This window comes from Flavobacterium sp. RSP49 (assembly GCF_003968735.1).
Classification (GTDB): Bacteria; Bacteroidota; Bacteroidia; order Flavobacteriales; family Flavobacteriaceae; genus Flavobacterium.
In genome coordinates this window covers 116,179-128,052 of sequence record NZ_RYDN01000003.1, presented here as the reverse complement: position 1 = coordinate 128,052, position 11,874 = coordinate 116,179, and the positions used below count along the sequence as shown (strand labels likewise).

General features: G+C 36.8%; 7 protein-coding genes. 5 read left to right on the top strand and 2 right to left on the bottom strand.

Annotated features, from left to right (window positions below; all coding sequences use genetic code 11):
• Positions 1-21: 21 nt before the first annotated feature.
• The 4 genes from EKM02_RS03085 to bioB all read left to right on the top strand — a co-directional run bounded on the left by EKM02_RS03085 (position 22) and on the right by bioB (position 4,996).
• Positions 22-2,061 (top strand): T9SS type A sorting domain-containing protein, encoded by a 2,040-nt coding sequence (locus tag EKM02_RS03085; RefSeq protein WP_126452003.1) that lies wholly within the window; start codon positions 22-24, stop codon positions 2,059-2,061.
• Positions 2,062-2,162: 101 nt separating this feature from the next.
• Complete coding sequence (locus EKM02_RS03080) at positions 2,163-3,092, top strand: bifunctional riboflavin kinase/FAD synthetase (RefSeq protein WP_126452038.1); 930 nt, start codon at positions 2,163-2,165, stop codon at positions 3,090-3,092.
• Positions 3,093-3,186: 94 nt separating this feature from the next.
• A complete protein-coding gene (locus EKM02_RS03075) occupies positions 3,187-3,642 on the top strand; it encodes a hypothetical protein (protein WP_126452002.1) in 456 nt (151 codons plus the stop codon).
• Positions 3,643-3,910: 268 nt separating this feature from the next.
• A complete protein-coding gene (gene bioB / locus EKM02_RS03070; protein WP_126452001.1) occupies positions 3,911-4,996 on the top strand; it encodes a biotin synthase BioB in 1,086 nt (361 codons plus the stop codon).
• Between the two features lie 65 nt (positions 4,997-5,061).
• Here the strand turns inward: bioB and EKM02_RS03065 are convergent, their stop codons facing one another.
• The gene (locus EKM02_RS03065; protein WP_126452000.1) at positions 5,062-8,955 is read right to left on the bottom strand and encodes a T9SS sorting signal type C domain-containing protein; all 3,894 of its coding nucleotides are present in this window, start codon (positions 8,953-8,955) and stop codon (positions 5,062-5,064) included.
• Between the two features lie 955 nt (positions 8,956-9,910).
• Here EKM02_RS03065 and EKM02_RS03060 point away from each other — a divergent pair.
• The gene (locus tag EKM02_RS03060) at positions 9,911-10,408 is read left to right on the top strand and encodes a regulatory protein RecX (protein WP_126451999.1); all 498 of its coding nucleotides are present in this window, start codon (positions 9,911-9,913) and stop codon (positions 10,406-10,408) included.
• 298 nt (positions 10,409-10,706) lie between these two features.
• Here EKM02_RS03060 and EKM02_RS03055 read toward each other — a convergent pair whose 3' ends face one another.
• On the bottom strand, positions 10,707-11,861 hold the full coding sequence (locus tag EKM02_RS03055) for a beta-ketoacyl synthase N-terminal-like domain-containing protein (protein WP_126451998.1): 1,155 nt from the start codon (positions 11,859-11,861) through the stop codon (positions 10,707-10,709).
• Between the last annotated feature and the right edge of the window lie 13 nt (positions 11,862-11,874).

Below are 11,874 nucleotides of genomic sequence, written 5' to 3'. Positions count from 1 at the left end.
AGTTTCTAAACACCCCCTAACATGAAAAAAATTATTTTTTTTATTGCATTATGCTTTTTTTTTTTAATAAATCCTGCGTTTGCACAAGTAAATAACAACCCTTCAAAAACACTTCTTTTTGGCAAAAATAAAATCATTCCGGAAGGTTCTGTAATTCGATGTGCCACGACAGAATATGAAGAATACCTAAAATCCAAGAATCCAAATAGAATATCTACTGCTGAATTTGAACAATGGATAACACCAAAGATTGAACTCGAAAAAAATAAAAAAAAGAATGCTGCACAAGGATTCAAAACAAATGCAGTAATTACCATACCGGTTGTCGTTCACGTGATTCATAATGGTGACCTTTTAGGCAGTGATGAAAACATTTTTGATCAACAAGTAATTTCTCAAATTCAAGTACTCAACGAAGATTTCAGAAAAAAATCAGGTACTCCTGGCTTCAACACCAATTCTGTAGGAGCTGATGTAGAAATAGAATTCGCATTGGCTAAACGAGATCCATCGGGCATTTTATCAAACGGGATAAACCATGTAAACTTAGGGCGAGAAAGCTGGTCTACTGACGATATTGATGGCTCTGTAAAACCACAAACACAATGGAATCCTGAAAAATACTTTAATATTTGGGTAGTCAAATTTAACAGAACCGATCTTTTGGGATATGCACAATTTCCTAGTACGTCAGGACTTACTGGAATTAATACAAATGGAGGCTTCGCTAACACTGACGGTGTTGTGATTGGTTATTCTGTTTTTGGCTCCTCCAGTTATTTTACCGGAGGAAACTACTCTACTCCTTATGACAAAGGGAGAACAACCTCCCATGAGGTAGGACACTGGCTTGGGCTGCGCCACATCTGGGGTGACGGAGGCTGTGACGTTGACGATTTTTGTCAAGATACACCTAATGCAGGACAAGAAAACACGGGCTGCCCATCAAATATTGATTCCTGTCCCGCATCCCCAGGCTTAGATATGGTTGAAAATTACATGGACTATACGGATGACGCCTGTATGAACATCTTTACAGCAGATCAAAAAGCACGAATGATTACTGTTATGAACAATTCCGTAAGACGGGCTTCGTTGAAAACTTCGGACGCACTTACTCCGGGAGTACTGTTTGCCAATGATGCCTCAACAATGGTTATAAACTTAAACATTGCTCCTTGCAGCACTAGTTTTATTCCTGTTATTAGAATTGTGAATAAAGGTAGCGCGACATTAACTCAAGCCTCAATCCGTTATGGAATTGACAATAACAATCTGCAAACCTATAATTGGACTGGAAGCCTGGCAAATAACGAAGCCCAAAATATCACTTTAAATAGTTTAACCACTACTGGAGGCAATCATAATTTCAGCAGTACAATAACCAGTACCAACAGGACAACGGATCAAAACAGCGCCAACAACAACGATACTATAAATTTTGACATTACAAAAAATTACGCCAACAATACAGTAGTTTTCTCCTTACAACAAGACTATTATGGTTCAGAAACCACCTGGAATCTTACAAATTCAGCCGGAACCGTATTATACAAAGGAGGGCCTTATACAGATCTTCCAGAATCCGGGCCGCTTCCAAATCCAATCAATATAAGCTTCGATCTCACAGGCAATGATTGTTACACTTTTACTATATTTGATACTGAAAATGATGGTATCTGTTGTGATTTCGGAAATGGCTCTTACACTATATCAACCCCTACGAATGAAATTATTGCTTCCGGAGGAGCCTTTAGGGAAACCGAATCTAAAAGTTTTAGAATTGGATCATTATCTACAGTCGATATAGAAAAATTAAATTCGGTTTACCTCTACCCAAATCCCACCTCTAACATACTGAACGTAGTTAGTGAGAACAAACTCAATACTCCGGAGGTTTACACTATTATCAATACTTTAGGTCAGATCCTAAAATCAAAAAAAATAGAATCAGCGGAGGATCTTCAGATAAACGTCTCCCATTTATCGCAAGGTATTTATTTTTTAAAATTATCGAAAAATCAATCTGAAACGACAACTATACCGTTTATTAAAAACTAAACTAAAGTCTATAATACATTAAAAGAGGATTGAACTTTTTAATCCTTTTTTAATTATATCAATTGGATACCTTAAATTTGCATCATTATAAAACACTTGCTTTGAAGATTTTTCATTCTATAAACGATTTCGCTTCCCCCAAAAAAACAATTCTAACGTTGGGTACCTTTGATGGTGTCCATATTGGTCACAAAAAAATCCTGAATAAACTAATCCAAAATAGGGAAAACGAGAATTACGAAAGTCTGGTACTTACTTTTTTTCCCCATCCCCGAATGGTTTTGCAGGAACATTCTGATCTAAAATTACTCAACACCATCGCTGAGAAAATTGATTTGTTGGGAAAAATTGGTATCGAAAACCTTGTCATCCATCCTTTTGACGAAACTTTTTCAAGATTGACTGCCGAAGAATTTGTAAGTACTATTCTCGTAGATCGTTTTCACATCCACAAGATAATAATAGGTCACGACCATCGATTTGGACGAAATCGAACAGCTGATATTGACGATCTTATCGCCTTTGGAAAAGAGTATAATTTTGAAGTAGAACAAATATCCGTTCAGGAAATCAATGCCATTTCCGTGAGTTCCACGAAAATCAGAAAGGCCTTATTAGAAGGCAATATGGCTTTGGCCAATGAATATTTAGGCTATGATTATTCGCTCAAGGGGAAAATTATTCAAGGAAAACAGTTGGGAAGGACTATCGGTTTTCCTACGGCTAACTTAAAAATTGAAGAAAACTACAAACTGATTCCACAAAATGGAGTGTATATTGTCCAAAGTAGCATCAATCAAAAAACGGTTTTCGGGATGATGAACATTGGGTTCAATCCTACTGTTGACGGACAAAATCAGTCGATCGAAATTCATTATTTTGATTTCGATGCTGATTTATACAATCAAGATATTAGTGTCTCTATCCTTCAAAGAATTCGTTCCGAACAAAAATTTGAATCAGTTGACATACTAAAAGGACAACTTGAAAAAGACAAAAAAACAGCACTTGCCTATTGGAATAAATATTGATTTTTTCATAAAACATTACTATTTTTTCTGTAAATTTGAAAATAGGATGCTTTTTATAAGAAATGTATCCTTTTTAAATTTTAAAACTAGCTGTATGAAACTACCTAAAGAATTAGTAAACGGATTCATTATTTTCGTAGGAATTGGTCTTTATTTCTTAATAATGGAACTTTTAGGCCTGGCAGATATTTATTTGTTGCGTTTATTTAACGTGTTGTTTGTCTTTTACGGCGCCCATAGAACACTAAAGGCTAATTTTTCCGAAAACAAAACAATATTAGTTTCTAATGCGGTTTCAGCATTATTAACAGCGCTTACAGGAATATTTCTGAGCATTATTGGCTTAATTATTTACAGCTATTCCAAAGGTGGTGATGCTTATGTGGGATCACTATCCAAAACCTTTTTATTTGGCGGAGATCCGTCAGTGATGACGTATTCCATTTCTTTGTTTTTTGAAGGGATAGTATCCGCTGTAATTGTCACCTTTATGCTTATGTTGTACTGGGACCCCCGCTATGCATCAGACAAACACGGAGCTGAATCATAACCTATATTTTAAATTAATACTTCCTCTAATACCGTCGCAAAGCACAATTAGTATTGGTCTTTGCGACGGTATTATTAAATTTTAAAATCCGTTATATCAATAAACCGCTATATCTACAATACTACACCCAGAATTTATGGAATATAAAAACACCGGTATACATCTGCTTAATTTGGCTATTAAAATTTTCAGAACCGGCTTTTCAATGGTATTACATTGGTTCTTTAGAACAATTTAACTACTTTTGAACCATCAAAAAATCGTATCAATGAGCATTACAAAACACAATTGGACCAAAGACGAAATTATCGCAATATATAACAAACCTATGATGGACTTGCTGTATGAAGCAGCTTCTATTCATAGAGAACACCATGATCCTAACGTGGTTCAGGTCTCTACTTTGCTCTCTATAAAAACAGGTGGATGTCCTGAGGATTGTGGCTATTGCCCACAGGCCGCAAGGTATCATACTGAAATTGAAGGCAATGATTTAATGTCAGTAAGTCAGGTAAAAGCACAAGCTTTACGTGCAAAATCAAGCGGATCATCCCGTGTATGCATGGGCGCCGCTTGGAGAAATGTAAAAGATGGTCCTGAATTTGACCAGGTACTGGAAATGGTCCGTACCATAAACAAACTGGATATGGAAGTGTGTTGTACCCTTGGAATGATCACTGAAAACCAAGCACATCGACTGGCAGAAGCTGGTTTATATGCCTACAACCATAATTTAGACACCTCTGAAGAATATTATAAAGAAGTAATCTCGACCCGTGGATTTGAAGACCGTTTGCAAACTATTGAGAATGTTCGTAAAACAAATGTCACTGTTTGTAGCGGCGGAATAATTGGAATGGGAGAAAGTATTGAAGACCGAGCTGGAATGCTTGTCGCACTTTCTACCTTAAACCCACAACCGGAGTCAGTGCCTATAAACGCCTTGGTTGCTGTGGAAGGAACGCCAATGGAAGAAGAAAAACCAGTTGAAATATGGGAAATGATCCGAATGGTAGCCACAACCCGAATCATCATGCCAGAAACCCAAGTCCGACTTTCTGCGGGAAGAATGAACATGAGTCGTGAAGGTCAAGCCATGTGCTTTTTTGCTGGTGCCAATTCCATTTTTGCTGGCGATAAGTTATTGACCACTCCAAATCCTGACGTAAACGAAGACATGAAAATGTTTGAAATGTTAGGTTTAAATCCACAAAAACCCTTTACAAAAGTTTCTCAGCCTCAAACCGTTGAAGCTGCAGATTCTCAATTTGCACCCTTGGGTGAAAAACCAAAATGGTCACGACCTGGTCATATAATCGAGAAGAACCTTGAAGCATCCGGCAAAGGTAAATAAACTTTATTTTGAATAAATACTCAAAACCATCTTGCTCTTGCAGGATGGTTTTTTTGGCTTCGCTTTTAGTACACTATTTTCTTAGTAACAACCCTTCCATGCTGCAAAACTATTTTTACCAACACAACTTGATGGCCAACAAGCAAATTCAGCACTGAGAAATCACGGTTGTAAATCTCGTTTTTTTGATAAATTGTACTTCCTGCTAAATTGTATACAACAACCTGCTCTATGAATTCTTTGGTTGATTTTATTTGCAATTCTTTGTTTTTACTCGAAACAAAAACAGATTCATCTTCTTTTACAAATTCATCTGAAATCAGGGTTTTGTTTGTATATCGCAAAACAAAACGATCGTCAAATATTCCCACAGCAGTAGTGAAAGCATAACCTTCGTTTTTTATAGCAACAAGATTATTGTTTAATTTATCCTCAATAAAAACATTTTTCTCGACTAACACCCCGTCTGTCTGATCTATTTTAATGATAAAAGTTCCTGCTACTGTACTTTTGAAACCTAATTTTATTTCATCCGTCTCTTCAAACGGCAACGCACGCCCTTGAATTACTAAATTCTTGTCTTGACTCCTACTATAAAAGTCTAAATATTTATTTTCATCTAAACTCTCGCCGTCAAAAGAACGGTCAAAATCATTTGTCGCTCCCGTTGCATATCCTATTAAGATTTGTTTGAAAACACCTTCATTATTACTCAAATTCAACCAAATTCGGTGTTTTTCTATAGCCTCATCTTTTGATTTATTAGTGGCACTTGATTTAAAAAAATTAGCATTCTGACCAATAACACGCATACTGTTATTAAAAATCACTGTTCCGCCACCATTGATACTCGTCACAAAAAAAGATTGTCCTGAAGCTATTTTCCCGTCTGGCTTAGTGTTATTAACGCCTGAATTAGTTGCAGCACTCGTACCTACACCTCCCAATAAATTATACACAGCGTAATCATCTGAAGTATATACATTCTTATTAATAGCCGTATTGTGTGTCCAGAGATAAATAGTTCCGTCTATAATTTTTTTATTCTCATTTATAAACAAATCTGCGTTAATTGCTGAGGGATATGGATTGCCGATCAAATTTGACGTACCTGTGGTCGCAATTGGTACCGACCCATTATTGGGAACTCCCGTAAAAATAGCTTCATAATTAGCTGCACTTGTCTCTGAAAAAGTTTCCGGACCACGAATAATATATCCTTTACCAACTGACATCACGTTTGTTGAAATCTCATTAGCCCATGAATACCTTGAAGCATCAAAGGAATAAAACTTATCCCAAGACGTATCAGGCGAAACATCAATCAGTCTTTGATTTAAAACAGGCGAAGACCAAAAGGTATAATCTGTGAGGAGAATAGGCGTTGTTTTTCTTTTTAATTGGATCACTCCGGAATTACTGACCTGTTCTTCGGATTGATACAATGCCGCATTGTTTTCTAAAATTAATGTGCCTGAACCCGCATAATCGAAAACCAATCCTAACGTATTTCCAGCCATAATTGTAACCGTGTTCCCCGCACTAATGAAGCAAGAACAGGAGTTAACTGTTGTAAATGAGGGGTAATTTCCCTGAAAAAGCAATGTTTTTTCAGCAGAAGGCGTTCCATTACTCCAGGAACTCCCATTCCAAACGGAGCTATTGGAACAGAGTTTAATTCGGGCTATACGATGTTTTGATACCCCTGAAACCGAATTGAAATTTCCGCCAATAAGCACTTTATTATTTGGAGTAAAACAAATACTGAACAATGTATTATTTAAATTTACCAAAAATGTCGTATCAACAACTCCAGTTGCAAGCAAACGAACCATTCGCCTTACAGCTGTCCCGTTGTATGTCCCGGAGAACGTTCCGCCAATTAATAAGCGATCATCGGGCTGGACTAAAACTACCCTAATTTCTCCATTACTAAAGCCCAATCCCATTGCAAAAGTGGTATCTAAACTCCCGTCAATGTTCAATCGCAACACTCTTTTTGCGGAAACGCCTTTATAAGTTGTAAATACGCCCCCAACAATCAGTTTACTATCTGATTGTAGTGCTATTGCATACACATTTTTGTCAAAACCAGTTCCTATAGAAAATCCAGAATCTATGCTTCCATCCGCATTCAGGCGAACCATCCTATTATACGAAATCCCATTAAAAAAAGAAAACTGACCGCCTAAAACAATTTTTCCATCGGGTTGCAACACTATATTTTCTACGATAGCATCCGCTCCAGAACTGGTATTAAAACTGGAGTCTAAAGTTCCATCGGGTAATAATCGAACAATTCTATTCTTCAAGTCCCCATTGTAACTTGTAAAATTTCCACCTACAATTATTTTTCCATCTGGCTGTACCGCCAAAGCATACACCTGATTGTTAAACCCGGTTCCGATGGAGAAAGTCGCATCAATGTCACCATTTGCCAGAATCCGCACAATTCTGTTCCGTGCAGCACCGTTGTAAGTTGTAAAAACACCTGCAATAACAACTTTGCCATCCGGTTGTACAATAGCGGTTTTTATAGAATTATTGGCTCCAGCACCAGAATTATTAAAAGACACATCAATTGCTCCGTCTTCTGATAACCTTGTAATTCGGTTGCACATCGTTCCGTTGAATTTGGTGAAATTTCCAAAAGCCATCGTTTTGTTATCCGATAATGCGATCACTTTTAAAACAGAATTATCAAAACCAACTCCAGCAGTGAGATATCCAATGTCTAAAGCGCCAAAAGCATCAATTCGCGCCAAACGTCCTTGATTCTGGGAATCGAAAACAGAAAACGATCCACTAACGTACCAAGATCCCTCAGATGCAGTAGCTAAATCAAGAACGGATGCCGAAAACGGGCCTGCACCAATATCAAAGGCAGTACTAATAACTCCATTTGCTTCCAGTAAAACTAATCTATTAACAGCGGCTCCATTATAAGTCCCCGTAAAAGATCCTCCAACCAAAACACCTCCAGCCGGATTTAATTTCACAACCTCTACAGCACCACCACTAAATCCTAAGCCTGTGCTAAAATTAGCATCAAGTGAGCCATCGCTATTTAACCGAATTATTCTACTGGCTTTAACACCATTGAAATTTAAAAACACACCACCTACTATAATTTTCCCGTCCGGTTGTGTCGCGAGTGCTGACACATCATTATCAAAACCGGCACCTTGAACAAAAGTAGCGTCAACAGTTCCATTGCTTTCCAATCGAATTATTCTTCCGCAAGCAGTCCCATTAAAGGAAGTAAAAGATCCGCCCAAAATTATTTTACCATCAGCTTGAATTTTGATTTCTTCAACAAGGGAGGCAGCACCACTACCTATTACAAAGCCTGTGTCAATATTTCCATTAGATAAAATACGGGCCACCCTAGGTGCCGCAACTCCGTTGTATCTCGTGAAGCTTCCCCCAATAACAACATTGCCATCTTGTTGTAAAGCACATGAATAAATAATGTTAGTTGCAGTTCCCGGTGAAGAACTGAACGTGACGTCTCTAGTTCCATCAGCATTTAAACGGATCAGCTTTCCAACATTTACACCGTTAAAGGTTGTAAAGGAACCTCCTAAAATAATCTTCCCATCCGGTTGTATTAATGAACAATACACATCAGCATTGACTCCGGAACCTAAATTAAACGAAGGATCTTTGGAACCGTCTGGCATCAATCTACACAAATATGGCGTTACAGCCCCATTAAAAGTTGAAAAATCACCTCCAACAACTAGTTTCCCATCCGTTTGCAAAGCAACTGTTCTGACAGTTCCATCAAAACCGTCGCCTTGCAAACCGTCATCATACGTATTGAATGCAACATCCGACTTTCCTTGTTGCGAAAAAGCTACATTGATAAAAAGGAAGAAGAAAAAAACAGTGAAGTGTCGTATTTTAATCGCTAAAATTGAGTTACTAACATTTGTGAAAATCGCACGAAAATTCATGACTGTACTAAAAGATTAAGTGCCATATGGGTTATTTTAAATTGTTGCTTTTTTTATTGAAACTCATTTGATAAAGAAATACCAGCGATAACTTTATAAAAGTAAATACAATCTTTTGCAATCACAATACCCACATTTAGTGATATTTAAACTAAAAAAACCTATTCTCAACAAACAGAATGACACTTAAAATAGGTTGTAAAATCGATCCGCAGCCTCTAATACATGGCTTTTTCAACAATTACCTTTCCATTATCTAAAGGTACTTTCACTAAAACAATTTTATTGTTATGTTTAAAAGTAGTAGTTTGGAACTTATAAAAATTTACTGTTTCGTCAACTTATCTTTTTGTCATTGTGCTGAAATATTAACTTTTTTAAATTTATTATTCTTTGCACCATTATGCAACCAAATACCCAATCTAACTTTGTAGCTAATCGCTGTATCAAAATCATCATATATCTTTAGTTTAGCATCCCTTATAGAATTATTACGATAAATTAATATTATCAGCTCCACTTCCTATTTTCTTTGAAATTACAATATCCGTTCAAAGATCAGGTTTGACTATTTATTTATAACATTAGACCCTGCCATTATTGAATATAATTTGCTCCTTTATGAAAATCTAAAATCGCACAAAAGTTGGTCCTACAAATTAGAAAATAAATTAAAATCTTGCATGTCCTTGTTTCGCTGTCCAAATAAATATTTCAACAACTGCATCTTCCTATATTAATAGCATCCGAGACTAAAAACGCTCTATTTATCCGTCACTCTTAAAAAAACTGAATTTCCTAAGATCAAACACGTTTTTCCTAGCTAAAACAACAAAAAATAAATTCCTGTTTCCCGTCCTGCGACACTTTAAATTTAATATCTTATTTTTGAAATTCTCAATAAGGATTCTTGAACCTATTTAAACCATAAAGAACAAGTACAAAAGCAAAAAAAATGAATCCCATATATACCCTAAAAACAGCCATTCCTAAAATTGAACACTACTGTGCTTATCAGGAACGCTGTCACGAAGAAGTAATACAAAAACTGTGGAGCATGAAAATGGACTCTGATGAAATCGATACGATTGTAGTACATCTGATCAGTAGCAATTTCCTGAATGAAAGTCGTTTTGCCTGCAGTTTCGCCAGAGGAAAACACCGCATCAAGTTTTGGGGCAAAATCAGAATTATCAATGAATTAAAATTCCGAAAAATCACACAATACAATATTAATCTGGCACTCAAAGAAATTACGCATGAGGAATATACCGCAACCTTTGACGGCATTTCCCAAAAACAATGGGAAGCCATCCGGGAAACAAGCCGGTTGAAAAAACGAAAAAAATTTTGTGATTATTTATTACGAAAAGGCTACGAAAGTAATTTGGTTTACGAAAAAGCAAAAGAACTGGAAAGTTGGAACACGGATGACACGGATAAAACCGATTAACGCTGATTTTTTTTGTTTGCAAAAGAAAAAGCTACTCCAAAACAATTCATTTTAGCCCAAGATTCAGTTCTAAGTCACATTGAAAAAAAACCAAAACCGACAATGGAATTATTTGATTTCATTCAAATGGTATTCCACACAAAAATAAAAATCCGCTTAAATCTGCGGTATCTGCGTGCCATTAAACCTTGACCTTTATAAACAGATCGTACCAATTAACACTGATTACCAAAATTTGTGAAATTAGAGTAATTCGTAGCTACTTTTTTAAAAAGAACACCTCTTATAAATGGCATCCTTATACACTCAAAAGAACACTTACCGCGTTTCCTCCAAAACCAACGGCATTAATCAATACTTTCCTAATCGGTTTTGTTTGTGCTTGCGCTTTTGCAAAAGGGACTCCGATAAAACGATTGTGTTGCAGCATCAAAATAGCGAATTCCATACTCAAAATCCCTGATGCACCAAAGGTGTGACCAATTTTCCATTTATTGGTAGTGAGCAAAGGCAGGCTTTCACCAAAAACTTTCTGTATCGCTTTATATTCGGTCAAATCCCCTTTTACAGTTCCCGGAGCATGCATGACAATCACATCCACTTTGGACAAATCAGTATTTTGAAGTGCCATTTTCATAGATTTCTGGAAACAGGTCGCTTCTGCCGAAATAGAAATACTATGTTCCAGAATTTCTGTAGCGTATCCAATTCCTTCGATGTAGGCCAAGGCGTTTTCTTTTTTCCCAATTTCGAGACAACACACCCCAGCACCTTCACCCAGAATCATAGTATTTTGCTTTTTTTCTAAATCAAGAGCAAGATTGGGATATTCTTCTGCGCGGCTCGAATAAATTTTCAAGGCGCGCATTTGAGCAATCGTAAAATCAGTTAAAGGCGCTTCAGTTCCACCGACTAAAAACTTATCTGCCATTCCCGCTTTTAGCCACGCCACTCCGTTTAACACGGCATGCAACGCAGTAGAACACGTAATAGAATGTGAAATTTCAGGGCCAGAACTTTGCAAATCATGTGCCACCCAAGAGGAAATATTACCCAAAGTGGTCGTTGGAGAAGCCAATGTTTGTGCTTTTCCTGTTTTTAAATACTCCTGATGGTGCTTTTCGAATAAATCCGTGGCACCGCGAGATGAACCAATATTGATTCCAAAAACGTCATTTATATTCCAGCCTGCATTTTGCATCGCTTGCCGCGAAGCCGCCATAGCATACAAAACCGATTGGTCCAAGGATTTATATTTGTTATCTGACTGTTTCAACTTGCGAATTATTTCAGTAGAATCAGCATCAATTTTGGCTACAAATGTGTTTTTTTGGTCTAAAAAATGTTCGGAAAAACAATGATTTTTATCGAGATATTTTTTCCAAATTTCCTCAGGTGCATTTCCTAATGGAGAAAGGGAAGCTATGGCAGTTATGGAGATTGTTGTTGACAAGTTATTTTATTTT